The sequence below is a fragment of the Candidatus Tenderia electrophaga genome, assembly GCA_001447805.1.
GTDB classification, from domain to species: domain Bacteria; phylum Pseudomonadota; class Gammaproteobacteria; order Tenderiales; family Tenderiaceae; genus Tenderia; species Tenderia electrophaga.
Genome location: CP013099.1, coordinates 1,337,705 through 1,363,982 on the forward strand (window position 1 = coordinate 1,337,705; position 26,278 = coordinate 1,363,982).

Consider the following 26,278-nt stretch of genomic DNA (forward strand, 5'->3'; position numbering starts at 1 on the left):
GGGGAGATTTATGGCTAACAGCTCCAAACCTTTAAATCCCCCTCAATCCCCCCTTTAAAAAAGGGGGAAGCTGGGAGTGTTTTTAATTTGAGTCCATCCGCGTTCATGCGCGGACTAAATTTTATTCAGAGTTAAAAAATGCCAAAACGTACTGACATCGAAAGCATCCTGATTATCGGCGCCGGCCCCATCGTCATCGGTCAAGCCTGCGAGTTCGACTACTCCGGCGCCCAGGCCTGTAAGGCGCTGCGCGAAGAGGGCTATCGCGTCATCCTGGTCAACTCTAATCCGGCCACCATCATGACCGATCCGGAGATGGCCGATGCCACCTACATCGAGCCCATCACCTGGCAGACCCTGGCCAAGATCATCGAACAGGAAAAGCCGGACGCTTTGCTGCCCACCATGGGCGGTCAGACGGCGCTGAATTGTGCCCTGGATCTGGACAAGCAGGGGGTGTTGCAGAAATACGGCGTGGAACTGATCGGCGCCAGCAAAGACGCCATCGATAAGGCCGAAGACCGCGACCGCTTCGCCCAGGCCATGCGCAAGATCGGTCTGGACCTGCCCACCTCGGCCGTGGCCCACAACATGGAAGAGGCCTTCAAGGTTCAAGAGACCGTCGGCTTTCCCACCATCATCCGCCCCTCTTTCACCATGGGCGGCAGCGGCGGCGGCATCGCCTATAACAAAGAAGAGTTCGTCGAGATCTGCGAGCGCGGTCTGGACTTGTCGCCTACCAACGAATTGTTGATCGAGGAATCCATTATCGGTTGGAAAGAATTCGAGATGGAGGTGGTGCGCGACCATCAGGACAACTGCATCATCGTCTGCTCCATCGAGAATCTCGACCCCATGGGCGTACATACCGGCGACTCCATCACCGTCGCCCCGGCCCAGACCCTGACGGACAAGGAATACCAGATCATGCGTGACGCCTCATTGGCGGTGCTGCGCGAGATCGGCGTTGATACCGGCGGTTCCAACGTCCAGTTCGCCATCAATCCGGTCGACGGTCGCATGATCGTTATCGAAATGAATCCACGCGTGTCGCGTTCATCGGCCTTGGCGTCCAAGGCCACCGGCTTCCCCATCGCCAAGGTGGCGGCCAAGCTGGCCGTGGGCTACACCCTGGACGAATTGCGCAATGAAATTACCGGCGGCGCGACGCCGGCCTCGTTCGAGCCGACTCTGGACTATGTGGTCACCAAGGTGCCGCGTTTTACCTTCGAGAAATTCCCGCAGGCGCAGCCGGTGCTGGGCACCCAGATGAAGTCGGTGGGCGAGGTGATGGCTATCGGCCGCACTCAGCAGGAGTCCCTGCAAAAGGCCTTGCGCGGTTTGGAGACGGGCGTCGACGGCTTGGACGATATTATGGATTTCGCCAACATCAGCGCCGAGGATGCCCTGTCGAAGCTGCGCCAGGAACTGCGTATCCCCGGCCCCGAACGGCTTTGGTATGTCGCCGAGGGTTTCCGTCTCGGCTGGTCGGTGGAAGAGGTGCACGAGCACAGCATGATCGACCCCTGGTTTTTGGTGCAGATCGAGGACCTGGTCAAAGAGGAAAAACTGGTCAAGGAGCAGGGTGTCAGCGCATTGACCAAGTCGCGTCTGTATAGCCTGAAGCGTAAGGGCTTTTCCGATCGCCGCCTGGCCACGCTGCTGGATACCGATGAGGATGAGATCCGCAAGCTGCGCCATGATCAGGATGTGCATCCGGTCTACAAGCGTGTGGATTCCTGCGCCGCGGAATTCGCCACGGCGACGGCCTATATGTATTCCACTTATGAAGAGGAATGCGAGTCCGATCCCACCGGCAAGGACAAGATCATGGTCCTGGGCGGCGGTCCTAATCGTATCGGACAGGGCATCGAATTCGACTATTGTTGCGTCCATGCCGCGTTGGCCATGCGCGAGGACGGTTATGAAACCATCATGGTCAACTGCAATCCGGAGACGGTCTCCACCGACTACGACACCTCGGATCGGCTCTACTTCGAACCGCTGACCCTGGAAGACGTATTGGAGATCGTGCGCAAGGAAAACCCCAAGGGCATTATTGTCCAGTATGGCGGCCAGACGCCGCTCAAGCTGGCTCGCCCTCTGGAGGCCGCCGGCGCGCCCATCATCGGGACGACGCCCGACTCCATCGATCTGGCCGAAGACCGCGAGCGCTTCCAGAAGATGCTGGAAAAGCTCGGTCTGCGCCAGCCGCCCAACTGCACCGCCCGCAACGCCGAAGCGGCGGTGGAGGCGGCGCGCGAGATGGGCTTTCCTCTGGTGGTACGGCCCTCGTATGTATTGGGCGGTCGGGCCATGGAGATCGTCTACAGCGAAGAAGGACTGCTCAACTATATGCAGAACGCGGTCAAGGTCTCCAATGATTCGCCCATTCTGCTGGACCGTTTTCTGGATAATGCCGTGGAGCTGGATGTGGACGCTGTCAGCGACGGCAAAGATGTCGTCATCGGCGGCCTGATGGAACACATCGAACAAGCCGGCGTCCATTCCGGCGACTCGGCCTGTTCGCTGCCGCCCTACAGCGTCTCCGCCGAGCACCAGGCCGAGCTGCGTGAGCAGGTGGTCAAAATGGCGCGCGAGCTCAACGTGATCGGTCTGATGAATGTGCAGTTTGCCATCCAGGACGACGAGATCTATGTTATCGAGGTGAATCCGCGCGCCTCGCGCACCGTGCCCTTCGTCTCCAAGGCGGTGGGTAAGCCGCTGGCCAAGGTCGCGGCCCGTTGTATGGCCGGCCAGACACTGGCGCAGCAGGGGTTTAGCAGCGAGATCGTGCCCAAGTATTTCAGCGTCAAGGAGGCCGTGTTTCCGTTTGTGAAGTTCCCCGGCGTGGACCCTATTCTCGGTCCGGAGATGAAATCCACCGGCGAGGTCATGGGCGTCGGACGCACCTTTGCCGAGGCCTTCGCCAAGGCCCAGCGCGGCGCCGGCGTGCTGTTGCCTTCGAGTGGCAAGGCCTTCGTCAGCGTGCGTGATGCCGACAAAGGCGGGGTGGTCAGAATCGCCCGCGATCTGGTTGAACTGGGCTTCCAGGTCTGTTCCACCCGCGGTACGGCGGAGGTGCTGTCCGTGGCCGGGGTTCCGTGCGAGGTGGTCAACAAAGTGGATGAGGGTCGTCCCCATATCGTGGATATGATCAAGAACGATGAAATCACCTTGATCGTCAACACCACGGAAGGGCGCCAGGCGATTGCGGATTCCTACGTCATCCGGCGCCAGGCCTTGCAACACAAAGTCACCTATGCCACCACGCTGGCGGGTGGCCGGGCCATGTGCATGGCGCTTAAGCACGCCGATGAATACGGCGTAAACCGTCTGCAAGATTTGCACGAGGAGTTGTCGGCATGAGTACCGTACCAATGACTGCCAAGGGCGCTGAACGCCTGCGTGAAGAATTGTCGCGTCTAAAAGCTGTGGACCGTCCGCGCATCATCCAGGCCATTGCCGAGGCACGCGCGCACGGTGATTTGAAAGAGAATGCCGAATACCACGCCGCCAAGGAGCAGCAGGGGTTTTGCGAAGGACGCATCGCCGAGTTGGAATCCCAGCTTTCCGCGGCGCAGATCATCGATGTCACCAAACTCAATGCCGGCGGCAAGGTAGTGTTCGGCACCACCGTCGATCTGTTGGAGTTGGAGACGGAAAAGCAGGTGACCTATCAGATTGTCGGCGATCTGGAAGCGGACATCAGCCAGCATCGTATCTCCATCAGTTCACCCATCGCCCGCGCTCTGATCGGCAAGGAGGCGGGTGACGAGGTCATCGTCAAGGCGCCGGGCGGCGACAAAGAATACGAAATCGTCGCTGTTCACTACGTTTAGATAGAAAATGAGTCCTTGGATAATGAATGCTTATCTCCTGAAACACGGCGTCCATACCTCCCTGCGCGCGCGGTGGCTGCGGCCATGCGGCCAACGGTTTCGGGAGACGAACATTCATTATTCCCGCGCCAGTGGTAAGTCTCGTTGACCCGTAAATTTTTAGTTGGTTTAGAAAGCGTCCTGCAAACCCTTTGGGTCGGTGGCCTGTGGGTGATCGGTTACCTGGTCGCCCCGATTCTGTTTGCCAGTCTTGATGAGCGCCGCCTGGCCGGCGAATTGGCCGGGCACATGTTTACCGCGATGAATTATGTCGGTCTGGTATGTGGGGGCCTGTTGCTGATATTTGCCCTCTTGCGCGCGGGTAGAGCATGGTTGAAAGAGCTCAGAGTGATTGCTCTGGTATCGATGCTGGCGCTGGTTCTGATTTCACTGTTCGTACTGCAGCCCATGATGCAGGAATTGAAACTGGCCGGACTGACGCCGGGCAGTGAAGCCGCTGGACGTTTCGGCATGTTGCACGGTGTTTCCTCGATCTTGTATCTGATCACCAGCTTGCTGGGCCTGCTGCTGGTGGTTCGCCGCGAGACGGGAGATTATCGTTCCAGATGAATTTTTGGGTTTTCCGGATTGCGGCGGTAAACTAAGGCCACATGACCGACGCGCTGTACGAGTTCGGCGGCGCAGCGCTCACAGAGTGATGCGATGATGGCATCGCGCTCGTCCCGGTCCGCGGCATTGACCTTGACTTTGAGTAGCTCGTGATGGGCCAGTGAGAGGTCGGCCTCATTGCACACAGCCTCGGTCAGGCCGTTGGCGCCGATCATGACCACGGGTTTGAGATGATGGCCGAGTTTGCGTAACTGGCGTTTTTGATGTTCCGATAATGACATTTCTGAAGTAACTCCGATATGGCCCAAGCGAAAGGCGACGAGAGTCTATCACGGCAAGGCAAAGGATTCACCGTCCCGGCCAGTCCGTTCAATGCGGTCAAGCTCGATCTGGCGCTGATCATTATCATCGCCGTGGTGCTGTGGTTGATCCATGATCGCCTGATTGCAAATCAGTTGGGGCAGTTTCTGCTGTTGTCGGGCTACGGCCTGGCGGCCATGGGCTGGATCGTATTCAGAACCCGGCGTGTGGCCCGGCGCTTGGCCGCGGCCGATAGTGCAACAGCTGTGGCCGCCGGCGCTGCCGCGCAAGCGCATGGATGGGAACGTGGCGAAGAGTAAGAGTAGTCGGCGCTGGTTGAAGGAGCACGAAAATGATCCCTTTGTGCAGCGTGCCCGTCAGGCAGGGTATCGTTCACGCGCGGTGTACAAGTTTCTCGAAATCAATGACAAGGACCGCCTGGTCAAACCCGGCATGACCGTGGTGGACCTGGGCGCCGCTCCCGGTGGTTGGTCCCAGGTGGTCGCCGGCATGGTCGGCCCCAAGGGGCGCGTCATCGCTATGGATATTCTGCCGATGGAGCCGTTAGCTAACGTAGCCTTCCTGCAAGGGGATTTTCGCGAGCAGGAGGTGTTGGACCAGTTGCTGGCGATGATCGGCGACCACGGGGTTGACCTTGTAATCTCGGATATGGCCCCCAATGTTAGTGGCATGGAGGCGGTGGATCAGCCGCGCGCCATGTATCTGGCGGAACTGGCATTGGATATGGCGCGGCAGGTGTTGAACCCCGGCGGCGATATTTTGGTCAAAGTGTTTCAGGGCGTTGGCTTTGATGAATATTTGCGTGATATGCGCGCTTGTTTCGCCACGGTGATCACGCGCAAGCCGAAGGCCTCCAGACCCCGCAGCAAGGAGGTCTACCTGCTGGCCAGAGGCTTTCAGATGTAGTATTTTGGGTTTCTTAATTGGCATATGTTGTTCCGGCTATCCCTGTCTGGACAGCAATACAAAAACCTTCCACTGGAGGGAAAATCGTTGAGTGATATGGCAAAAAATCTGATTCTATGGGTGGTCATCGCCGTTGTGCTGATGTCGGTATTCAGCAGCTTCGGTCCGACGCAGATCGGGCAGCAATCCACACCTTATTCGCAGTTTATCAACGACGTGCAAAACAACGTCGTGGATAAAGTGGTTGTCGAAGGGCGCACCATCCACGGTGTCACCCGTACCGGCGAGCGCTTCACCACCTACAGCCCCGGCGACCCCGGCCTGGTGGGCGATTTGCTCGACCACGGTGTTCAGATCACCGCCCGGCCACAGGAACAGCAGGGGCTGCTGACGCAGATCTTCATTTCCTGGTTCCCCATGCTGTTGTTGATCGGTGTGTGGATCTTCTTCATGCGCCAGATGCAGGGCGGCGGCGGTGGCCGTGGCGCCATGTCGTTTGGTAAGAGCAAGGCCAAGCTGCTGAGTGAAGACCAGGTCAAAGTGACCTTCGGTGACGTGGCGGGTGTGGAAGAGGCCAAGGACGAAGTCAGCGAGTTGGTCGAGTTCCTGCGCGATCCCAGCAAGTTCCAGAAGCTGGGCGGCAAGATCCCCCGCGGCGTGCTGATGGTCGGATCACCGGGTACCGGTAAGACCTTGCTGGCCAAGGCCATCGCCGGTGAAGCGAAAGTGCCGTTCTTCTCCATTTCCGGTTCTGATTTCGTGGAAATGTTCGTCGGTGTCGGCGCCTCCCGTGTGCGCGACATGTTCGAACAGGCCAAGAAGCACGCGCCCTGCATTATCTTTATCGATGAGATCGATGCGGTGGGGCGTCATCGTGGTGCCGGTCTGGGTGGCGGCCATGACGAACGTGAGCAGACCCTCAACCAATTGCTGGTGGAGATGGACGGCTTTGAAGGTAACGAAGGCGTCATCGTCATCGCTGCCACCAACCGCCCCGACGTATTGGACCCGGCCTTGCTGCGCCCCGGTCGGTTCGACCGTCAGGTGGTCGTGCCACTGCCCGATCTGCGCGGCCGTGAACAAATCCTGCGGGTGCACATGCGCAAGGTGCCGTTGGGCGATGATGTACAGCCCAGCCTGATCGCGCGCGGTACGCCCGGTTTCTCCGGTGCCGACCTGGCCAACCTGGTGAACGAGGCGGCGCTGTTCGCTGCGCGCGCCAATCGGCGCCTGGTGAGCATGGAGGAATTCGAGAAGGCCAAAGACAAGATCATGATGGGTGCCGAGCGCAAGTCCATGGTCATGAACGACGATGAGAAGAAGCTCACCGCCTATCATGAGGCCGGGCATGCCATTGTCGGTCGTCTGATGCCCTCACACGATCCGGTCTATAAGGTGAGCATCATTCCGCGCGGCCGTGCCCTGGGTGTGACCATGTTCCTGCCCGAGGAGGACCGCTACAGCTATAGCAAGGAGCGCCTGGAAAGCCAGATCAGCAGTATGTTCGGCGGTCGTATCGCCGAGGAGCTGATCTTCGGGCCGGAAAAGGTGACCACCGGCGCCTCCAATGATATCCAGCGCACCACCGAGCTCGCGCGTAACATGGTGACCAAGTGGGGGCTGTCCGAACGTCTCGGTCCGCTGACCTACAGTGAAGAAGAGGGCGAAGTATTCCTCGGTCACTCGGTGGCGCAACACAAGAATGTCTCGGATGAAACTACGCATATTATTGATGAAGAGGTGCGCGCGATTGTCGACCGCAACTATGAGCGGGCGCGCAACATTCTGACTGAGAAGTTGGATATCCTTCATCTGATGGCCAATGCCCTGATCAAATATGAAACCATCGATGCCAAGCAGATCGACGACATCATGGAGGGCAAGGAACCACGCCCGCCGCAAGGCTGGGTGGATCAGGAGCCGCGCGGCGGTTCCGGCTCCGGGTCTGATGCCGTGGCATCCGCGGATCAGGATCAGGACAAGGATACCGGCAAGGCCGACAAGCCGGGTGATGACAAGCTCGGGGATCCGGCCGGTTCGCACTGATCAGATATCCAAATGTCACCTGCAACGCCCTGCCTCTGGCAGGGCGTTTTGCTTACGGGTCTACTCACCCGCTGAGAAATACGAGCTAAAAGCAAAAGCGAGCGAGGCATACTGATGAAGCTGGTATTTGACCGCCCTAAAATTATGGGTATTCTCAATGTGACGCCCGATTCCTTTTCCGACGGGGGGCGATTTAATGCCCCTGATCGGGCCTTGCAGCGTGTCGAACAGATGGTGAGCGAGGGTGCGGATATTATCGACATCGGCGGTGAGTCGACGCGACCCGGTGCCCAGCCGGTCAGCGAGGCGGAGGAGATCGAGCGTGTCGCGCCCCTGATCGAGGCCGTGCGCAGCCGTTTCGAAATCCCGATTTCGGTCGATAGCAGTAAAGCGGGGGTGATGCGCGCTGCCGTGGCTGTCGGTGCCGATATGTTGAATGATGTGCGTGCCTTGCGCGACGAGGGCGCGCTGGCGGCGGCGGCCGAACTGGATGTGCCGGTTTGTTTGATGCACATGCAGGGGGAGCCGCGCACCATGCAGGCCGATCCGGTTTATGGCGATGTGGTGGGCGATGTGACGGCGTTTCTCTCCGGCCGGGTCCAGGCCTGCGTGGCGGCCGGCATCGCCAAAGACAGGCTGTTGATCGATCCCGGCTTTGGCTTTGGTAAAAAATTGTCACATAATCTGCTTTTGCTAAAGGAGTTGCATCGTTTCAAGGCTCTGGGGGTGCCGCTGTTGGTCGGTATTTCGCGCAAAAGCATGATCGGCGCGATCGTCGATAAGCCGGTGGAGCAGCGCCTTTGTGGAAGTCTGGCGGCGGCGTCCCTGGCGTTGTGGCAGGGGGCGGACATTGTGCGGGTGCATGATGTGGCGGCGACGGTGGACGTATTGAAGATTTGTCAGGCGGTCAGGCAGGCCTCTGCGTAGAACATAACAGGTGATTGGAATGGCGGGCGAGCGTAAATATTTCGGTACCGACGGGGTGCGCGGCGAGGTGGGACAATTCCCCATTACGCCCGAATTTATTATGAAGTTGGGCTGGGCCGCCGGTCGCGTGCTGGCTCAGTGTGAGGGCGACCAGAGCAAGGTGGTGATCGGCAAGGATACGCGCATTTCCGGCTACATGTTTGAGTCGGCGCTGGAGGCGGGATTGTCCGCGGCCGGCGTGGATATCATGCTGCTCGGGCCCATGCCGACACCGGGGATCGCTTATCTCACCCGTACCCTGCGTGCTGAGGCCGGGATCGTGATCAGCGCGTCCCATAACCCTCATTATGACAACGGTATCAAATTCTTTTCCGCCCAGGGTCTGAAGCTTGCCGATGAGGTGGAGTTGGCTATCGAGGCCGAGTTGGACAAGCCCATGGAAACGGTGGCGTCCAGCCGGCTGGGCAAGGCGGCGCGGGTAATCGACGCGGCCGGGCGTTACATCGAATTCTGCAAGAGTACCATCCCGTCGCGTATCTCATTGAACGGTCTAAAGATCGTCGTGGATTGCGCCCACGGCGCCACCTATGATATCGCACCTAAGGTGTTCGACGAGCTTGAAGCACAGGTGATCGAGATCGGGACGGAGCCCAACGGGCTCAATATCAACCAGGCGTGTGGCTCGACTCATCCTGCTGAATTGCAGCAGAGGGTGTTGGACGAGGAGGCCGATTTGGGGATCGCCCTGGACGGTGACGGTGATCGTGTCATCATGGTCGATCACAAGGGCGAAATCGTCGACGGGGATGAGATTCTTTACATCATCGCCTGCGCCAGTATCGATAAACCCGATTTTCGCGCCGGGGTGGTCGGCACCCTGATGAGTAATCTCGGCCTGGAACATGCCCTGACCGAGAAGGGTATCTGCTTGCATCGCGCCCAGGTCGGTGATCGTTATGTCATGGAAATGCTGCAGCGCCACAATCTGCTGCTGGGCGGCGAGTCCTCCGGTCACATCATTTGTCTGGAGCGCACCACCACGGGCGACGGTATCGTCTCGGCCCTGCAAGTGTTGGCGGCCATGGTGGAGCGGGACGTGTCCCTGCATGAGCTCAAATCAGGGATGACCAAGTACCCGCAGACCATGATCAATGTGCGCACCGCACAGCGCTTCGATTTTTCCGGCTCCGCCGAGGTGGCCGCTACGCAGCGCGAGATTGAATCCCAACTCAATGGCCGCGGGCGGGTGTTGTTGCGGGCCTCCGGCACCGAGCCGGTGATCCGGGTGATGGTCGAAGGGCAGGACGCCGACGAGGTCGATGAATGCGCCCGCCATCTGGCGCAAAAGGTTGAAGCCGCCTATCAAAGTTCACATTCCTGAGCAAGCCCCGGGGCTCCCGACGGCATTTCCAAGTGACTCAAAATATTTGATTTATCCCGTCCGGATCGGTAAGCTTGGCCTTCTTTTTTCAAAGCCCGGAAGAGGAATGTAATGCGTAAGCCGTTAGTAGCCGGAAACTGGAAAATGAATGGTTCCAGGGATGCCGCCCAGGACCTGATCGCAGGGATCAGGCGCGGGTTTGAGGCGGGTGTGTCCGCCGATGTGGCGATCTGTCCGCCGTTCGTTTATCTCACGCAAGTGGGCGGCCTGCTCGACGGTAGCGATATCGCGCTGGGCGGACAGAATGTGTCCCAGCACGAAAGCGGTGCCTATACCGGCGAGGTTGCACCGGCCATGCTCGCGGACGTGGGCTGCGAATACGTCATCCTGGGCCATTCCGAACGCCGTTCGTATTACGGTGAAGACGACGCGCTGGTGGCAGACAAGGTGGTCGCCGCTCATGCCGCGGGCCTCAAGCCTATTCTCTGTGTCGGTGAGACATTGGACCAGCGCGAAGCCGACCGCACCGAGGCGGTGGTGGCGAGCCAATTGGATGCACTGCTGAATTCAGCCGAGGGGCTGGCCGCCTTGAAGACCGGCGTAATCGCCTACGAACCGGTGTGGGCCATCGGTACCGGTAAGACGGCTAGCCCGCAACAGGCGCAGGATATGCACGCCTTTATCCGCCAGCGGGTGGCCGCGAAGGACGCCGAGCTGGGGGCCAAAATCCGTATCCTCTACGGCGGTAGTGTCAAAGGCAATAATGCGGCTGAGCTGTTCGCCATGGCCGATATCGACGGCGGCTTGATCGGCGGCGCTTCGCTGCAAGTGGACGAGTTTTTGACGATTTGTCAGGCGGCACAATAGCCCCGACAGTCGCAACGAGGTAATGCTTTAATGTTGAAGGTACTCACTGTATTTCATGTGCTGCTGACCATCTCCCTGATCGGGTTGGTACTGATTCAGCGCGGCAAGGGGGCGGATGTGGGCGCCGCCTTTGGCAGCGGCGCGTCCAATACCATGTTTGGCAGTCAGGGCTCGGCGTCTTTTCTGACGCGCACCACTGCCGCGGTCGCCACGCTGTTTTTTGTCACCAGCCTGACACTGGCCTATATGAGTGGCCAGCGGGTGGAGCGCAAGAGCGTGACCGAGATGGAGCAGTCGATCGCACCGGCGCCCGCCGAGGAAACGCAAACGGATGTGCCGACGGTACCGTCCGATAAGCCAGATTTACCCGCGTCGGGTAACTAGGCTTCATATCAACAGAGTTCACAATTTGTTGCCGATGTGGTGGAATTGGTAGACACGCTGTCTTGAGGGGGCAGTGGCGCAAGCCGTGCCGGTTCGACTCCGGCCATCGGCACCAACATTAGTAAGTAAAAGTAAAATAATTAAATTTTAGAAACTTAATCGAGGCTGTTGTTTTTTGTTAAGTTTTGCGCAAGGGGAAGCAATCTAACCTCATGAAATTAGCGGGTATTTGATGGGTTTCTTTTGGGTTGACACCCAAGAAAAGATAGGCCTAGACTGGCCGACCAATCCCGCTAAAAATAACAATAATATGTACCTTGGAGAGAAATGAGGGGTAAACCTTTCATTTTAGGATAAAGGGCTGATTAGGGGCGGCATCCGCACTATGCTAGAAAATTATCTACCGATTCTGGTTTTCATCATTCTAGGCGTTTTGTTTGGTCTTGGTCCCATCATCGTCGGCTTCGTTTTGGGGCCGCAGCGTCCGGACAGCGAAAAGCTCTCGCCCTATGAATGCGGCTTCGAAGCCTTTGAGGACTCGCGCATGAAGTTTGATGTGCGCTATTACCTGGTCGCCATTCTATTCATTATTTTCGACCTTGAGATTGCATTCCTGTTTCCCTGGGCGGTGGTGTTGGAAGACATCGGAATGTTCGGTTTTCTGGCCATGGTGTTGTTCCTCGGTATCCTGGTCATCGGTTTCATCTACGAATGGAAGAAGGGGGCGCTGGAATGGGAATAGCCGCACGAGTAGGGAGCAGGGGCCCCACCCAGTGGGGATGTGAGCGGCCACGCGTGCTGCCGGTCTATGCCCGTGCCGGCGCCGAAATGTTGAGAGGCGTGCGTTATGGGTATTGAAGGCATCCTTGAAAAGGGCGTGGTAACCACCACGGCCGACAAACTCATCAACTGGGCGCGTACCGGTTCACTCTGGCCCATGACGTTCGGCTTGGCCTGTTGCGCCGTCGAGATGATGCATGCGGGCGCGGCCCGTTATGACCTGGATCGCTTCGGTGTCGTATTTCGTCCCAGCCCGCGTCAGTCCGATGTGATGATTGTGGCGGGCACCTTGGTGAACAAAATGGCGCCCGCCCTGCGCAAGGTTTACGATCAGATGTCCGAGCCGCGCTGGGTGATCTCCATGGGATCCTGTGCCAACGGCGGCGGTTATTATCACTATTCTTATGCCGTCGTACGCGGCTGTGACCGCATCGTGCCGGTGGATATCTACGTGCCGGGCTGTCCGCCGACCGCCGAGGCATTGCTGTACGGTGTGATTCAACTGCAGAACAAAATCAAGCGCACTAACACCATCGCGCGCTGAGGGTAGGGACGATGTCAACTTCGAATGAGAAATTGGTCGAGCGCCTGGAAAATCGTTTTGGCGACAGTATTAAGAATTGTCGTGTGGCGGCTGACGAGGTCACTATTGAGATCAATCGCAACGAGCTGCTCGAGGTTTGCGCCGCCTTGCGTGATGATGCCGGGCTCCATTTTGAGCTGCTGATCGATCTTTGTGGCGTGGACTATTCCGAGTATGGCGAGGGCGCCTGGCAGGGGTTGCGCTTTGCCGTGGTGTATCACCTGCTGTCGATCAAGAATAACTGTCGCCTGCGTCTGCGCGTGTTCACCGACGATGACGAACCGCGGGTGGACTCGGTGGTCGGTATCTGGAGCGGCGCCAATTGGTTCGAGCGCGAGTGCTTCGATCTGTTCGGTATTCTGTTCGACGGCCATCCTGACCTGCGCCGTCTGTTGACCGACTACGGCTTTATCGGCCATCCCTTCCGTAAGGACTTCCCGCTGCTGGGGCATGTGGAGATGCGCTACGATCCGGAGCGCCGGCGTGTGGTGTATGAGCCCGTGGAGACCGAGATGCGCATGATCGTACCGCGCGTGATTCGCGACGACAATCGCTACGAAGCAGACTCAAAAGGGATTCCGGACCGTGGCTGAGATTCGCAACTACACCATGAACTTCGGGCCCCAGCATCCCTCCGCCCATGGGGTGCTGCGGTTGGTGCTGGAACTGGACGGCGAGGTCATCGAACGTGCCGATCCGCATATCGGTCTGTTGCACCGCGCCACCGAGAAGCTGGCCGAAGGCAAGCCCTATCATCACAATATCGGCTATATGGATCGGCTCGACTATGTTTCCATGATGTGTAACGAGCACGGTTACGTGCTGGCCATGGAAAAACTGCTCGATCTCGAAATCCCGATGCGGGCGCAATATATCCGTGTCATGTTCGACGAGGTCACCCGCATCCTGAACCACCTGCTGTGGCTGGGTGCCCATGCCCTTGATATCGGGGCCATGACGGTATTCCTCTACGCCTTTCGCGAACGCGAAGACCTGCTCGATGCTTACGAGGCCGTCTCCGGCGCTCGCATGCATGCGACCTATTATCGCCCCGGCGGTGTGGCGCGTGATCTGCCCGACACCATGCCCGCCTACCAGACCTCCAAGTGGCATAACGCCAAAGAGGTCGAGCGCATGAACCACAATCGCGGGGGTTCATTGCTGGACTTTCTGGAAGACTTTACCCGGCGCTTCCCGACCTATGTGGACGAATATGAGACCCTGCTGACCGATAATCGGATCTGGAAACAACGTACCGTCGGCATCGGCGTGGTCTCCCCCGAGCGTGCCATGCAGCTTGGGTTCACCGGCGCCATGCTGCGCGGTTCCGGTATTGAATGGGACTTGCGCAAGAAGCAACCCTATGAAGTTTACGATCGCCTGGATTTTGATATACCGGTCGGTGTGAACGGTGACTGTTATGACCGTTATCTGGTACGGGTCGAGGAGATGCGCCAGTCGAACCGTATTGTGCGCCAATGTATCGAATGGTTGCGCAAGAACCCCGGTCCGGTCCGGGTCGACAATTACAAGGTCACGCCGCCCAAGCGCGAATTGATGAAGGGCGACATGGAGGCGTTGATCCATCATTTCAAACTGTATACCGAAGGCTTTTGCCTGCCGGAAGGCGAGGCCTATGCGGCGGTGGAACACCCCAAGGGTGAATTCGGCATCTATCTGGTTTCCGACGGCGCCAACAAACCCTATCGCATGAAGATCCGGGCGCCGGGCTTTGCCCACATCTCGGCCCTGGATGAAATGTCCCGCGGCCACATGATCGCCGACGTCGTCGCCATCCTCGGCACGCAGGATATTGTATTTGGAGAGGTTGACCGCTGATGTCCCAAGCTAAGTCCCAGAGTAAATTAGATTTGATTAGCGACGCAGCACGCGCCGAAATCGATCAGTGGGTCGCCAAGTACCCGGAGGACCGCAAGGATTCCGCCTGTATGCCCGCGTTGCGGATTCTGCAGGATCAAAACGGTGGTTGGTTGACCACCGAACTGATGGACGCGGTGGCCGAATATCTCGACATGCCGCCCATCGCCGTCTATGAAGTGGCGACCTTTTATTCAATGTACGAGCATGAGCCCGTCGGTCGCCACAAGATTTGTGTCTGTACCAACATTTCGTGCATGTTGTGCGGCTCCGACGATGTCGTCAAACACCTCAACGAGAAGCTGGGCATCAAGTTCGGCGAGACCACCGAGGACGGTAGGTACAGCCTCAAGGAAGTGGAGTGCCTGGGTGCCTGCGGCGGTGCACCGATGATGCAAGTCGGTCGCAGCTATTACGAGAACCTGACCCCGGAAAAGATAGACGCTATCCTGGATAGCCTCGAGTAAAGACCATGGCTAACGAAGTCTGTTTTCGCAACAATCATCTGGACAAGCCCTGGACGCTGGATACCTATCAGAGTACCGGCGGCTATGAGGTGTGGAAAAAGATCCTCAAGGAGAAGACCTCGCCGGAGGAGATCATCGAGCAGGTCAAGCTCTCGGCCCTGCGCGGTCGCGGCGGCGCCGGTTTCCCCACCGGTCTCAAGTGGAGCTTTATGCCGCGCAATTCCGCCGGCCAGAAATATATCGTCTGCAACTCGGACGAGGGCGAGCCGGGGACCTTCAAGGATCGGGACATCCTGCGCTATAACCCGCACCAATTGGTGGAGGGCATGGCCATTGCCGGTTACACCATCGGCGCCACCATGGGTTACAACTATATTCGTGGTGAATTCTGGGAGCCCTATGAGCGTTTTCAGGCTGCCATTGAAGAGGCGCGCGCCGCCGGTCTGCTGGGCAAGAACATCATGGGCTCGGGCATCGATTTTGATCTTGAGACCCATCTGGGCGCCGGCGCCTATATCTGTGGTGAAGAAACCGCGCTGCTGGAGTCCCTGGAAGGCAAGAAGGGTCAGCCGCGTTTCAAGCCGCCGTTTCCCGCCAGTTACGGGCTCTACGGTCGGCCGACCACGATCAACAACACGGAGACCCTGGCCTCCGTGCCCATGATATTGAAGAACGGGGGGCAGTGGTTCCTGGATCTGGGCAAGCCCAACAACGGCGGCACCAAGATCTTTTCCGTTTCCGGTCACGTCAACAAGCCGGGCAATTATGAAGTCGCCATGGGTATGCCCTTCGCCGAATTGTTGGAGATGGCGGGCGGTATCCGCCACGGCCATACGCTGAAGGCGGTTATCCCGGGTGGCTCTTCGGTACCGGTGCTGCCGGGCGAGGTGATGATGGAAACCGATATGGATTACGATTCCATCGGCAAGGCCGGCTCCATGCTCGGCGCCGGCTCGGTCATCATCATGGACGAGACCACTTGTATGGTCAGGGCCTTGGGACGCTTGTCGCATTTTTATTATGAAGAGTCCTGCGGCCAATGCACCCCGTGCCGTGAAGGCACCGGCTGGCTGGCGCGCGTGGTGCATCGCATTGAACACGGTGAGGGGCGTCAGCAGGACTTGGACATGCTCGACGACGTGGCCGGCAAGATCATGGGGCGCACGATTTGCGCCTTGGGCGACGCCGCCGCCATGCCGGTGGCCAGCTTCCTGAAACATTTCCGCGATGAGTTCCAATACCACATCGACCATGGCAAGTGCATGGTGTGAATGTCGGATTGCATCGGATTGAGTGGATATAGCAGAACCTAACGGGGCCGATTGATGGTTAAGATAGAGATCGATGGAAAGAGGATCGAGGCGCAAGACGGGGCCATGATTATTGAGGCCGCCGACGAGGCCGGTATTCCGATTCCCCGTTTTTGTTATCACAAAAAGCTGTCCGTCGCGGCCAACTGCCGCATGTGTCTGGTGGAAGTGGAGAAGGCCGCCAAGCCGCTGCCGGCCTGCGCGACCCCCATCACCGAGGGCATGAAGGTCTTCACCCGCTCAACCAAGGCCGTTGACGCGCAGAAGAGCGTGATGGAATTCCTGCTCATCAATCATCCCTTGGACTGCCCCATTTGCGACCAGGGCGGTGAGTGCGATCTGCAGGACCTGGCTATGGGCTACGGCGGTGATCATTCTCAATACACCGAAGAGAAGCGTGTCGTTTTCGACAAGAACATCGGTCCCCTGGTGGCCACCGACATGACCCGCTGCATCCATTGCACCCGCTGCGTGCGTTTCGGTCAGGAGATTGCCGGTATTCGTGAGCTGGGCGCCACCGGTCGCGGGGAACACATGCAGATCGGCACCTATGTGGAAAAGGCCGTCGATTCCGAATTGTCGGGCAATATCATCGATCTGTGCCCGGTAGGCGCCCTGACCAACAAGCCCTTCCGCTTCGACGCCCGCAGCTGGGAGATGAATCTGCGCGAATCCATTAGCGCCCATGATTGTGTCGGTTCCAATCTGCAGCTGGAATCCCTGCGCGGTGAAGTGCGGCGTGTGACGCCCAAGGAGAACGAGGCGATTAACGAGACCTGGATCTCCGATCGCGATCGTTACAGCTGCGAGGGCCTGAATAGCGCTGATCGTCTGCGCGTGCCCATGATCAAGCAAGACGGCGAATGGCGCGAGGTGGATTGGCAGACGGCCCTGGAGACAACCGTGGCCGGTTTGAAAAAGGTCTTGGAACAGCATGGTGCGGGTCAGTTGGGCGCGCTGACTTCGCCTAGCGCCACGCTTGAGGAAATGTACCTGCTGCAAAAACTGGTGCGCGGCCTGGGGGGGTCCAATATCGACCACCGTGTCGGCCAGCTCGATTTTAGTGACCAGGACGCGATGCCTCTGTATCCGTCGCTGGGTCAATCCATCGCCGACTTGGAGCAGCTCGATGCTGCCCTGTTGCTCGGCGCCAACATCCGCATGGATCAGCCCTTGCTGGGCCATCGCATTCGCAAGGCGGCCTTGGCCGGCGGCAAGATCATGTGCGTCAACCCGGTGGATTACGAATTCAAGTTTCCCGTCAGCGAAAAGATTATCGCCGCCGGTGCGGCCCTGGAACAGGCCCTGGCGGGTGTCGCCAAGGCCCTGATCGACGGCGGCGCCAGCGCGCCGGAGGGGTTGGCCGAACTGGTGGGCGGCGTCCAGGTGGACGACGCGCATCGCCGTATGGCCGATACCCTGAAATCCTCCGGCAAGGCCACCGTGCTGGTCGGCAGCTATGCGATGGCCACCCCGGTCGCGGCCAATCTGCGCGCCCTGGCCCAGGCCGTCGCCATGATGAGCGGCGCCACCCTGGGCTACCTGACTAGCGGTGCCAACAGCGCCGGCGGCTACCTCGCCGGCGCCCTGCCGCACCGCGCGCCTGCCGGCAAGGGCGCCACCTTCGGTCTCAATGTCCAAGGTATGTGGGAGAAAAGGCTGGCCGGCTATGTACTGTTGGGTATCGAGCCTGAATATGACTGTGCTGATGGCGGCGCCGCCCTGGCGGCCTTGCGCAACGCGGATTTCGTCGTGGCCATGACACCTTATAAGAACGACGCCATGCTGGATTACGCCGCGGTGCTGCTGCCGGTGGCGCCGTTCAGCGAGACCTCCGGCACCTTCGTCAACGTCGAAGGCAAGTGGCAGAGCTTCGGCGGCGGCGTCAAACCCCTGGCCGAGACCCGCCCTGGCTGGAAAGTGATGCGTGTACTGGGCAATCTGTTCAGCCTGGACGGCTTTGATTACGTCACCTCGGAAGAGGTGCGCGACGAGCTGCACGCTCAGGCGGCCGGTTTGGAGAACAGCGCCGCGCAGTGGCGCTGTCCCAAGGCGCTGCATGTCCCCGGCAAGACCCTGGTGCGCGTGGCCGACAAAGCCGCGTATGCCGTCGACGCCGTGGTACGCCGTTCCGTGCCGCTGCAGCAAACCGCCCATGCCCAAGCGGCGCGCGCGGCGAGGATCAACTCATCCGTCGCCCAGGCCCTGGGCTTGAGTGACGCGGTGCGGGTGGAGGCGCGTCAGGGTGACGCCAGCTGTACGGTCGCCCTGGAGATCGACGACCGCGTCGCCGACGGCGCGGTGTGGCTGGCTGCCGGCATCGACGCATGCGCCGGTGTTGGCTGTGACGGGGCCGAGATCGGCCTCAAACCGGTATAGGAATGAATCGGGATAATAATAATGACTGACGCTGTCCTGAGTTTTTGGAACGACTTGCCTGAACTGGTCCAGATCAATTTCAAGATCATGGCCATTGTCATTCCGATCATGCTTTCGGTGGCCTACCTGACCCTGGCCGAACGCAAGGTGATCGGCTATATCCAGGTGCGTATCGGACCCAATCGCGTCGGTCCGCGCGGCCTGCTGCAACCCATCGCCGACGGACTCAAACTGGCGTTAAAAGAGATCATCGTTCCCAGCAACGCCAACCGGTTTCTGTTTTTATTGGGACCGATCGTCACCCTGGCGCCGGCGCTGGTGGCATGGGCGGTGATTCCTTTTGATGAAGACATGGTGCTGGCCAACGTGGACGCCGGTCTGCTCTATATTCTGGCCATGACCTCGGTGGGCGTTTACGGCGTCATCATCGCCGGTTGGGCCTCCAACTCGAAATACGCCTTTCTCGGCGCGCTGCGCTCCTCGGCGCAGGTGGTGTCCTACGAAATCGCCATGGGGTTTGCCCTTGTGGTGGTGTTGATGGCGGCCGGCAGTCTGAATCTGCAGGAGATCGTGTTGGCGCAGAAGGGTGGCTTGGGACTGCTCGACTGGTTCTGGTTGCCCTTGTTGCCCATGTTTGTCGTCTATTTCATCTCCGGCGTGGCCGAGACCAACCGCGCCCCGTTCGACGTTGCCGAGGGTGAATCGGAAATCGTTGCCGGTTTCCATGTCGAATATTCAGGCATGACCTTCGCGGTGTTCTTCCTGGCCGAGTACGCCAATATGATTCTTATCTCGGCCCTTGCGGCCGTGATGTTCCTGGGCGGCTGGCTGTCACCCTTCGAAGGCATCCCCGGATTGGCTGCGCTGTTCGCCTGGGTGCCGGGTATCGTCTGGCTGTTGGCCAAGATCGCGTTGTTGTTATTTTTGTTCCTGTGGTTCCGCGCCACATTTCCCCGTTACCGCTATGATCAGATCATGCGCTTGGGCTGGAAGGTGTTCATTCCGGTGACCATTGTCTGGATCCTGGTCGTGGGTGGTTTGGTAATGGGCAATGTGCCTCCGTGGTTCGATTAATAGGAGGAACTGCTATGAAGACCATGAATTATTACATCAAGAGCTTTATCCTCTGGGAATTGCTGAAGGGCTTGGCCCTGACCGGGAAATACCTGTTTGCCAGGAAGATCACGGTCCAGTATCCCGAGGAAAAGACACCGCAGTCGCCCCGTTTCCGCGGCCTGCACGCGCTGCGCCGCTATGCCAACGGCGAAGAACGCTGCATCGCCTGTAAGCTGTGCGAGGCCACCTGTCCGGCGCTGGCGATCACCATCGAGTCGGATCAGCGCGAGGATGGCAGCCGGCGCACCACCCGCTATGATATCGACCTGTTCAAGTGTGTTTATTGCGGTTTGTGCGAAGAGGCCTGCCCGGTGGATGCCATTGTCGAAACGCGCGAGTTCGAGTATCACTTTGAGAAGCGCGGTGAGAATGTCATGACCAAGGATATGCTGATGGCCGTAGGGGATCGCTTGGAGACACAGATTGCCGCCGACCGCGCCGCCGATGCACCCTATCGCTAATCACAATAAATCGACAATAATATGGAATCTCTGATTTTTTACGCTTTTGCCGCCATTCTGATCGCCTCCGCCTTGGCGGTGATCACTGTGCGCAATCCGGTGCACGCCGTGCTGTTCCTGGTGCTGACATTCTTTACCAGTGCCGCCATCTGGCTGCTGTTGGAGGCGGAATTCCTCGCCATCACCTTGGTATTGGTTTACGTCGGCGCGGTGATGGTGTTGTTCCTGTTTGTAGTTATGATGCTGGATATCAATATCTCGGTGCTGCGCGAGGGCTTTGTCAAAAATGCCTATATCGGCGTGCCCGTGGCACTGATCGTGGTCTTCGAACTGATTGCGGTGGTGGGCAGTGAGCGTTTTGGTCTAGAGGAAATGGCGGCCCCGGCGCGCCACGCCGCCGATTACAGTAATACCAAGGAACTGGGCCGGGTTCTGTATACCGACTATGTCTATGCATTCGAGCTGGCTGCGGTGGTGCTGGTGGTGGCGATCATCGCCGCCATCGCCCTGACCATGCGGCGTCGGCCGGATACCAAATACCAAGATCCTGCGCAACAGGTCAGCGTGCGCCGCAACGATCGCGTTCGTATCGTGAAAATGGCGGCTGAGAAAAAGAATAAGGCAAACCAGTAACAAGCCTTATCAAATAAAACTAGGGGACACAATGATCGCACTGTCAGATTTTCTGGTTCTGGGCGCCATCCTGTTTTGTATCAGCGTGGCGGGGATCTTCCTTAACAGGAAGAACGTCATCGTGTTGCTGATGGCCATCGAATTGATGTTGCTGGCGGTCAACATGAACTTCATCGCCTTCTCTTATTTCATGGGCGACCTGGCGGGCCAGGTCTTCGTCTTCTTTATTCTGACCGTGGCGGCTGCGGAAGCCGCCATCGGCCTGGCGATACTGGTGGTGTGGTTCCGTAATCGTCGCACCATCAATGTAGAAAACCTCGACACTCTGAAGGGATAGGGCAGAATAATTATGGAAAACGTCTATCTCGCCATCGTTCTCGCGCCCCTGGTCGGCGCCATAGTCGCCGGTCTGTTCGGCAGACAAATCGGTCGCAGCGGTGCTCACTGGGTCACTATCGCCGGTGTGGCGATCGCCTGTCTGCTATCGGCCGTTGTCTTTAATGAGATCGTTCTGAATGACGCCGCGACCTACAACCAATCTCTCTACACCTGGTTGGTGAGCGACGGTATTCGCTTCGAAATCGGTTTCCTGATCGACGAACTCACCGCCACCATGATGCTGGTGGTCACCTTCGTGTCGCTGATGGTGCACATCTACACCATCGGTTATATGCGTGACGATCCCGGTTATCAGCGTTTCTTCAGTTATATTTCGCTGTTCACCTTTTCCATGCTGATGCTGGTGATGGCCAATAACTTCATGCAGCTGTTCTTCGGCTGGGAGGCGGTGGGCTTGGTCTCCTACCTGTTGATCGGCTTCTGGTATAAGCGCGAGTCGGCCATTTACGCCAATCTAAAGGCCTTCCTGGTCAATCGGGTGGGCGACTTCGGTTTTCTGCTGGGCATCGCCGCGGTGGTGATGTATTTCAACAGCCTGGACTATGCCGATGTCTTCAACGCCGCGCCGCATCTGGCCGACCTCACCATCCAGGTCATCCCGGGTGTGGATTGGTCCCTGATGACCGTGATCTGCATTCTGCTGTTCATCGGCGCCATGGGTAAATCGGCCCAGGTGCCGCTGCATGTGTGGCTGCCCGATTCCATGGAAGGCCCGACGCCGATCTCGGCCCTGATCCACGCCGCGACTATGGTCACCGCCGGTATCTTCATGGTGGCGCGCATGTCGCCGCTGTACGAACTCTCCACCACCGCACTGAGCGTGGTGTTGATCATCGGCGCCATCACGGCATTGTTCATGGGGTTCCTCGGCATTGTGCAGAACGACATCAAGCGCGTCATCGCTTATTCCACGCTGTCCCAGCTCGGTTACATGACCGTGGCCCTGGGCGCCTCAGCCTATGCCGCCGGTATCTTTCATCTCATGACCCATGCCTTCTTCAAGGCGCTGCTGTTTCTGGCCGCCGGCTCCGTCATCGTGGCCATGCATCATGAGCAGGATATCCGCAAAATGGGCGGCTTGAAGAAATACTTGCCCATCACCTACTGGTGTATGTTGATCGGTTCGTTGGCCTTGATCGGCACGCCGGGCTTTTCCGGGTTCTTCTCCAAGGACGCCATCATCGAGGCGGTGCATGCCTCTGATATCGCGGGATCGGGCTTCGCCTATCTCTGTGTGCTGTTGGGGGTGTTTGTCACCGCCCTGTACAGTTTCCGCATGTTCTTTCTTGTGTTTCACGGCGAGGAGCGTATCGACCCCCATGCCAAGGAGCATTTGCATGAGTCGCCGGCGGTGATTACCCTGCCCTTAATCCTGCTGGCGATCCCCTCGGTTGTGATCGGCGCCATCGCCGTCGGTCCATGGCTGTTCGGCGATTATTTTGGTGATGCCATTACCGTGCTGGAAGAGCATGACGTGCTCGGGCAATTGGGCGAGCATTATACGGGTGTGATGGGCTTCATCCTGCACGGCGTCATGGCCCTGCCGTTCTGGTTGGCGCTGGCCGGTGTCGGCACCGCTTACTACCTCTATATGAAGCGTCCCGATTTGCCGGCGCAGATCAAGCAGCGCTTTGCCGGCATCTACAACATATTGGATAAAGCATATGGTGCGGACGCCTTCAACGAGAAGTTTTTCGCCGGCGGTAGTCGCAAGGCGGGTAACTTCTTCTGGCAGCTCGGCGATGTCAAAAGTATCGACGGCGTTATGGTGAACGGTACGGCAAAATTGGTCGGTTGGGTCGCAGGGGCGATGCGCCACATGCAGACCGGTTACCTGTACCATTATGCCTTCGCGATGATTATTGGATTGCTTGTTCTGGTGAGCTGGATGCTGGCTCACGCATAAGAATAAAAAGGATTGCACGGAATGTCGGATTTACCGCTCCTCAGTTTGGTTATATGGCTGCCGATTATCGGAGGCTTGCTCGTGTTGGCCGTCGGTGCCGGCGGCAATAATAATGCCGTGCGCTGGTCGGCTCTGGCGGTTTCCGTGGTTACCTTTTTAGTCTCCCTGCCGCTTTGGACGGGGTTTGACACCACCACGGCGCAGATGCAATTCGTCGAGCAGGCGGCCTGGATTCCGGCCTTTAATATCGTCTATCACCTGGGCGTGGACGGTATCTCCATGCCCTTGATCCTGTTGACCACCTTCACCACCATCCTGGTGGTAATCGCCGGTTGGGAGGTGATCCAGTACAAAGTCGCCCAGTACATGGCCGCCTTTCTGATCATGGAAGGGATGATGAACGGCGTCTTCGCCGCGCTCGATGCGGTGTTGTTCTATGTCTTTTGGGAGGGCATGCTCATCCCCATGTTCCTGGTTATAGGTATCTGGGGCGGGGTGCGCCGTATCTACGCCACCATCAAGTTCTTCCTGTACACCTTCCTCGGTTCCGTGTTGTTGTTGGTCTCGCTGATCTATCTCTATTTTCAGACCGGTAACTTCCAGATCCTGGATTTCCATACCGTACAGATCGGTATGACGGCGCAGATCCTGATGTTCCTGGGGATGCTTATCGCCTTCGCCGTCAAGGTGCCCATGTGGCCGGTGCATACCTGGCTGCCCGATGCCCACGTCGAAGCGCCCACCGGTGGCTCGGTGATCCTGGCGGCTATTATGCTGAAGCTGGGCGCCTATGGTTTTGTCCGTTTCATGTTGCCCATGTTGCCCGACGCCAGCGCCGAACTGGACTGGCTGGTGATCACCTTGTCGCTGATCGCGGTGGTCTACATCGCCTTGGTGGCTCTGGTGCAGGAGGATATGAAGAAACTGGTGGCCTACTCATCCATCTCGCACATGGGTTTCGTCACCCTGGGCTTCTTCCTGGTCTTTTCCATCTACGAGCAGACCGGCAGTGTCTCGGGTGCCGCCATGGGCATGGAAGGTGCCCTGGTGCAGATGATTTCGCATGGTTTTGTTTCGGGCGCCATGTTCCTTTGTATTGGCGTCATGTATGACCGTATGCACTCGCGCAAGATCAGCGACTACGGCGGCGTGGTGAACACCATGCCCTGGTTCGCCACCTTGCTGGTATTTTTCGCCATGGCCAACGCCGGCTTGCCGGGCACGTCCGGTTTTGTCGGCGAGTTTATGGTGGTGCTGAGCGCCTTCCAGGCCAATTTCTGGTACGCCTTTCTGGCGGCCACCACCTTGATCCTGGGCGCCGCCTACACCCTGTGGATGGTGAAGCGCGTGGTGTTCGGCGATATTAAGAACGACAACGTGGCATCGCTGAAGGATATCAACGCGCGAGAGGCGCTGGTGTTGGGTTCCCTGGCTGTAATGGTTTTGCTGCTCGGTATTTATCCGGCGCCGCTGCTGGAGGTGATGCACGCCACGGTGGATAACCTGTTGCAGCAGGCCGTGACCTCTAAAATTTGATTATTGACTGAATTGATCGCCGGCTGGTGATAAAGGCAGAAGGCTGAGAGACGGATGGCTATGGTGAATTTTGAAGTGCCGAATTTTGTACCCGCATTGCCCGAGATATTTGTCTTGGCCATGGCGTGTTTTATTTTGATCCTCGATCTGTTCATCAAGCAGAGTGACCGGGTCTTGACCTACCTGTTGTCGATAGCGACCTTGGCCGGTGCCGCCATCCTGACCATCAGCCTGTCGGACGGTACCCGCCAGTTGACCTTCAACGGCAGCTTCGTGTCCGATCCCATGGGCGACGTGCTCAAGGTCTTTATATATCTGGTGACGGCGGTGGCGTTTCTGTATTCGCGTCAGTATCTGCAAAAGCGTGATCTGTTTAAGGGCGAGTATTATGTCCTGGGCCTGTTTGCCGTGCTGGGTATGATGGTCATGGTCTCCGCCCACAGCATGTTGACGGTGTATCTCGGTCTCGAACTGCTGTCCCTATGCCTTTATGCCATGGTGGCCTTTCAGCGTGACTCGGTGACTTCCACCGAGGCGGCTATGAAATACTTCATTCTCGGCGCCCTGGCCTCGGGCATGCTGCTCTACGGCATGTCGATGATCTACGGCGCCTCGGGCAGTCTCGATTTGGGTGAGATCGGCGCCTACGTGGCTCTCAACAGCGATAGCACCGTGCTGCTGTTCGGTCTGACCTTCGTTATCGTCGGTCTGGCCTTCAAGCTGGGTGCCGTGCCGTTCCATATGTGGCTGCCCGATGTCTATCACGGCGCGCCGACGACGGTAACGGTATTCATCGGTACCGCGCCCAAGATCGCCGCCTTCGCCATGGTCATGCGCCTGCTGGTGGAAGGCTTGGGGGGGCTGCACACCGAATGGCTGACCTTGCTGGTGGTGTTGGCGGTGCTCTCCATCACCATCGGTAACATCATCGCCATCGCCCAGACCAATATCAAGCGCATGCTGGCGTACTCGACCATTTCCCATGTCGGTTTTATCCTGCTGGGTATCCTGGCGGGCACCGAAAATGGCTACTCTTCGGCCATGTTTTATGTGGTGGTGTATTCGCTCATGACGCTGGGTGGCTTCGGTATGGTTATATTGCTCAGCCGCGCCGGTTTCGAGGCCGATAAGCTGGACGATTTCAAGGGTCTGAACGAACGCAGCCCGTGGATGGCTTTCATGATGTTGATCCTCATGTTCTCCATGGCCGGGGTGCCGCCCACCGTCGGTTTCTACGCCAAGCTGTCGGTGTTGCAGGCCGTTGTTGAGATCGACCTGGTTTGGCTTGCCGTATATGCAGTCATCTTCTCCGTCATCGGCGCCTTCTACTATTTGCGTATCATCAAGTTGATGTATTTCGATAAGCCGGAGGACACGGCCCAGATCGAGGCGGGTATGGACATGCGCATCGTGCTCTCCGCCAATAGCTTGGGGATGCTGTTGCTGGGTATCTATCCGGCCGCCCTGATGCAATGGTGTATGGCGGTAATGTGATCCAGGCGGGACGCGGCGGCAGGAAGCACGGCGCGATCCCGGTACTCCGAGGC

24 protein-coding genes, 1 tRNA gene and 1 pseudogene are annotated in these 26,278 nt (G+C 58.3%); 25 read left to right on the plus strand and 1 reads right to left on the minus strand.

Annotated features, from left to right (window positions below):
* Positions 1 to 138: 138 nt before the first annotated feature.
* The 3 genes from carB to Tel_06220 all read left to right on the plus strand — a co-directional run bounded on the left by carB (position 139) and on the right by Tel_06220 (position 4,451).
* On the plus strand, positions 139 to 3,369 hold the full coding sequence (gene carB / locus Tel_06210; GenBank protein ALP52780.1) for a carbamoyl phosphate synthase large subunit: 3,231 nt from the start codon (positions 139 to 141) through the stop codon (positions 3,367 to 3,369).
* Positions 3,366 to 3,842 (plus strand): transcription elongation factor GreA, encoded by a 477-nt coding sequence (gene greA / locus Tel_06215; protein ALP52781.1) that lies wholly within the window; start codon positions 3,366 to 3,368, stop codon positions 3,840 to 3,842. Before carB ends, greA begins: the two co-directional genes overlap by 4 nt.
* Before the next feature lie 144 nt (positions 3,843 to 3,986).
* A complete protein-coding gene (locus tag Tel_06220; protein ID ALP52782.1) occupies positions 3,987 to 4,451 on the plus strand; it encodes a hypothetical protein in 465 nt (154 codons plus the stop codon).
* On the opposite strand, the gene Tel_06225 is transcribed toward Tel_06220, so the two are convergent.
* Entirely contained in the window at positions 4,436 to 4,732 is a 297-nt protein-coding gene (locus Tel_06225) for an RNA-binding protein (protein ID ALP52783.1), read from the minus strand. The genes Tel_06220 and Tel_06225 overlap by 16 nt on opposite strands.
* A gap of 18 nt (positions 4,733 to 4,750) precedes the next feature.
* On the opposite strand from Tel_06225, the gene Tel_06230 reads away from it, so the two are divergent.
* The 22 genes and pseudogenes from Tel_06230 (at position 4,751) to Tel_06335 (ending at position 26,225) form a co-directional block, all read left to right on the plus strand.
* Positions 4,751 to 5,071 (plus strand): hypothetical protein, encoded by a 321-nt coding sequence (locus tag Tel_06230; GenBank protein ID ALP52784.1) that lies wholly within the window; start codon positions 4,751 to 4,753, stop codon positions 5,069 to 5,071.
* Entirely contained in the window at positions 5,058 to 5,678 is a 621-nt protein-coding gene (locus Tel_06235) for a 23S rRNA methyltransferase (GenBank protein ID ALP52785.1), read from the plus strand. The genes Tel_06230 and Tel_06235 overlap by 14 nt, the downstream gene beginning before the upstream one ends.
* 87 nt (positions 5,679 to 5,765) lie before the next feature.
* Positions 5,766 to 7,646: pseudogene (gene hflB / locus Tel_06240) on the plus strand (ATP-dependent metalloprotease).
* A 192-nt stretch (positions 7,647 to 7,838) separates the two neighbouring features.
* Entirely contained in the window at positions 7,839 to 8,651 is an 813-nt protein-coding gene (gene folP, locus Tel_06245; GenBank protein ALP52786.1) for a dihydropteroate synthase, read from the plus strand.
* A 19-nt stretch (positions 8,652 to 8,670) separates the two neighbouring features.
* Positions 8,671 to 10,032, plus strand: coding sequence for a phosphoglucosamine mutase (gene glmM / locus Tel_06250; GenBank protein ID ALP52787.1), 1,362 nt, complete (start codon positions 8,671 to 8,673; stop codon positions 10,030 to 10,032).
* A 111-nt stretch (positions 10,033 to 10,143) separates the two neighbouring features.
* On the plus strand, positions 10,144 to 10,899 hold the full coding sequence (locus tag Tel_06255; GenBank protein ID ALP52788.1) for a triosephosphate isomerase: 756 nt from the start codon (positions 10,144 to 10,146) through the stop codon (positions 10,897 to 10,899).
* Positions 10,900 to 10,929: 30 nt separating this feature from the next.
* Complete coding sequence (locus Tel_06260) at positions 10,930 to 11,283, plus strand: preprotein translocase subunit SecG (protein ID ALP52789.1); 354 nt, start codon at positions 10,930 to 10,932, stop codon at positions 11,281 to 11,283.
* 30 nt (positions 11,284 to 11,313) lie between these two features.
* Positions 11,314 to 11,398: transfer RNA gene (locus tag Tel_06265), tRNA-Leu, on the plus strand.
* Between the two features lie 270 nt (positions 11,399 to 11,668).
* Positions 11,669 to 12,025 carry a hypothetical protein gene (locus Tel_06270; GenBank protein ALP52790.1) on the plus strand — a complete coding sequence of 119 codons (357 nt, stop codon included), beginning with the start codon at positions 11,669 to 11,671 and terminating at the stop codon, positions 12,023 to 12,025.
* Between the two features lie 105 nt (positions 12,026 to 12,130).
* Positions 12,131 to 12,607 (plus strand): NADH dehydrogenase, encoded by a 477-nt coding sequence (locus tag Tel_06275; protein ALP52791.1) that lies wholly within the window; start codon positions 12,131 to 12,133, stop codon positions 12,605 to 12,607.
* A gap of 11 nt (positions 12,608 to 12,618) precedes the next feature.
* Positions 12,619 to 13,239: an NADH dehydrogenase gene (locus tag Tel_06280; protein ID ALP52792.1), complete on the plus strand. Its 621-nt coding sequence runs from the start codon at positions 12,619 to 12,621 to the stop codon at positions 13,237 to 13,239.
* Complete coding sequence (locus Tel_06285) at positions 13,232 to 14,485, plus strand: NADH dehydrogenase (GenBank protein ALP52793.1); 1,254 nt, start codon at positions 13,232 to 13,234, stop codon at positions 14,483 to 14,485. The genes Tel_06280 and Tel_06285 overlap by 8 nt, the downstream gene beginning before the upstream one ends.
* On the plus strand, positions 14,485 to 14,991 hold the full coding sequence (locus Tel_06290) for an NADH dehydrogenase (protein ID ALP52794.1): 507 nt from the start codon (positions 14,485 to 14,487) through the stop codon (positions 14,989 to 14,991). Before Tel_06285 ends, Tel_06290 begins: the two co-directional genes overlap by 1 nt.
* Before the next feature lie 5 nt (positions 14,992 to 14,996).
* Positions 14,997 to 16,262 (plus strand): NADH dehydrogenase, encoded by a 1,266-nt coding sequence (locus Tel_06295; GenBank protein ID ALP52795.1) that lies wholly within the window; start codon positions 14,997 to 14,999, stop codon positions 16,260 to 16,262.
* A 54-nt stretch (positions 16,263 to 16,316) separates the two neighbouring features.
* On the plus strand, positions 16,317 to 18,680 hold the full coding sequence (locus Tel_06300) for an NADH dehydrogenase (GenBank protein ALP52796.1): 2,364 nt from the start codon (positions 16,317 to 16,319) through the stop codon (positions 18,678 to 18,680).
* 21 nt (positions 18,681 to 18,701) lie between these two features.
* On the plus strand, positions 18,702 to 19,754 hold the full coding sequence (locus Tel_06305) for a hypothetical protein (protein ID ALP52797.1): 1,053 nt from the start codon (positions 18,702 to 18,704) through the stop codon (positions 19,752 to 19,754).
* Positions 19,755 to 19,768: 14 nt separating this feature from the next.
* A complete protein-coding gene (locus Tel_06310; GenBank protein ID ALP52798.1) occupies positions 19,769 to 20,257 on the plus strand; it encodes an NADH-quinone oxidoreductase subunit I in 489 nt (162 codons plus the stop codon).
* Positions 20,258 to 20,278: 21 nt separating this feature from the next.
* A complete protein-coding gene (locus Tel_06315) occupies positions 20,279 to 20,890 on the plus strand; it encodes an NADH:ubiquinone oxidoreductase subunit J (GenBank protein ALP52799.1) in 612 nt (203 codons plus the stop codon).
* A gap of 31 nt (positions 20,891 to 20,921) precedes the next feature.
* Positions 20,922 to 21,227: an NADH-quinone oxidoreductase subunit K gene (locus Tel_06320; protein ALP52800.1), complete on the plus strand. Its 306-nt coding sequence runs from the start codon at positions 20,922 to 20,924 to the stop codon at positions 21,225 to 21,227.
* Between the two features lie 12 nt (positions 21,228 to 21,239).
* The gene (locus tag Tel_06325) at positions 21,240 to 23,195 is read left to right on the plus strand and encodes an NADH:ubiquinone oxidoreductase subunit L (GenBank protein ID ALP52801.1); all 1,956 of its coding nucleotides are present in this window, start codon (positions 21,240 to 21,242) and stop codon (positions 23,193 to 23,195) included.
* A gap of 21 nt (positions 23,196 to 23,216) precedes the next feature.
* Positions 23,217 to 24,731 (plus strand): NADH:ubiquinone oxidoreductase subunit M, encoded by a 1,515-nt coding sequence (locus Tel_06330; GenBank protein ALP52802.1) that lies wholly within the window; start codon positions 23,217 to 23,219, stop codon positions 24,729 to 24,731.
* Between the two features lie 63 nt (positions 24,732 to 24,794).
* Positions 24,795 to 26,225: an NADH:ubiquinone oxidoreductase subunit N gene (locus Tel_06335; protein ID ALP54755.1), complete on the plus strand. Its 1,431-nt coding sequence runs from the start codon at positions 24,795 to 24,797 to the stop codon at positions 26,223 to 26,225.
* The last annotated feature ends 53 nt before the right edge of the window (positions 26,226 to 26,278 follow it).

Coding starts and splice junctions, on each gene's coding strand:
- carB (ALP52780.1), top strand. CDS start 139: ATGCCAAAACGTACTGACATCGAAAGCATCCTGATTATCGGCGCCGGC.
- greA (ALP52781.1), top strand. CDS start 3,366: ATGAGTACCGTACCAATGACTGCCAAGGGCGCTGAACGCCTGCGTGAA.
- Tel_06225 (ALP52783.1), bottom strand. CDS start 4,732: ATGTCATTATCGGAACATCAAAAACGCCAGTTACGCAAACTCGGCCAT.
- Tel_06230 (ALP52784.1), top strand. CDS start 4,751: ATGGCCCAAGCGAAAGGCGACGAGAGTCTATCACGGCAAGGCAAAGGA.
- folP (ALP52786.1), top strand. CDS start 7,839: ATGAAGCTGGTATTTGACCGCCCTAAAATTATGGGTATTCTCAATGTG.
- glmM (ALP52787.1), top strand. CDS start 8,671: ATGGCGGGCGAGCGTAAATATTTCGGTACCGACGGGGTGCGCGGCGAG.
- Tel_06255 (ALP52788.1), top strand. CDS start 10,144: ATGCGTAAGCCGTTAGTAGCCGGAAACTGGAAAATGAATGGTTCCAGG.
- Tel_06260 (ALP52789.1), top strand. CDS start 10,930: ATGTTGAAGGTACTCACTGTATTTCATGTGCTGCTGACCATCTCCCTG.
- Tel_06270 (ALP52790.1), top strand. CDS start 11,669: ATGCTAGAAAATTATCTACCGATTCTGGTTTTCATCATTCTAGGCGTT.
- Tel_06275 (ALP52791.1), top strand. CDS start 12,131: ATGGGTATTGAAGGCATCCTTGAAAAGGGCGTGGTAACCACCACGGCC.
- Tel_06280 (ALP52792.1), top strand. CDS start 12,619: ATGTCAACTTCGAATGAGAAATTGGTCGAGCGCCTGGAAAATCGTTTT.
- Tel_06290 (ALP52794.1), top strand. CDS start 14,485: ATGTCCCAAGCTAAGTCCCAGAGTAAATTAGATTTGATTAGCGACGCA.
- Tel_06295 (ALP52795.1), top strand. CDS start 14,997: ATGGCTAACGAAGTCTGTTTTCGCAACAATCATCTGGACAAGCCCTGG.
- Tel_06300 (ALP52796.1), top strand. CDS start 16,317: ATGGTTAAGATAGAGATCGATGGAAAGAGGATCGAGGCGCAAGACGGG.
- Tel_06305 (ALP52797.1), top strand. CDS start 18,702: ATGACTGACGCTGTCCTGAGTTTTTGGAACGACTTGCCTGAACTGGTC.
- Tel_06310 (ALP52798.1), top strand. CDS start 19,769: ATGAAGACCATGAATTATTACATCAAGAGCTTTATCCTCTGGGAATTG.
- Tel_06315 (ALP52799.1), top strand. CDS start 20,279: ATGGAATCTCTGATTTTTTACGCTTTTGCCGCCATTCTGATCGCCTCC.
- Tel_06320 (ALP52800.1), top strand. CDS start 20,922: ATGATCGCACTGTCAGATTTTCTGGTTCTGGGCGCCATCCTGTTTTGT.
- Tel_06325 (ALP52801.1), top strand. CDS start 21,240: ATGGAAAACGTCTATCTCGCCATCGTTCTCGCGCCCCTGGTCGGCGCC.
- Tel_06330 (ALP52802.1), top strand. CDS start 23,217: ATGTCGGATTTACCGCTCCTCAGTTTGGTTATATGGCTGCCGATTATC.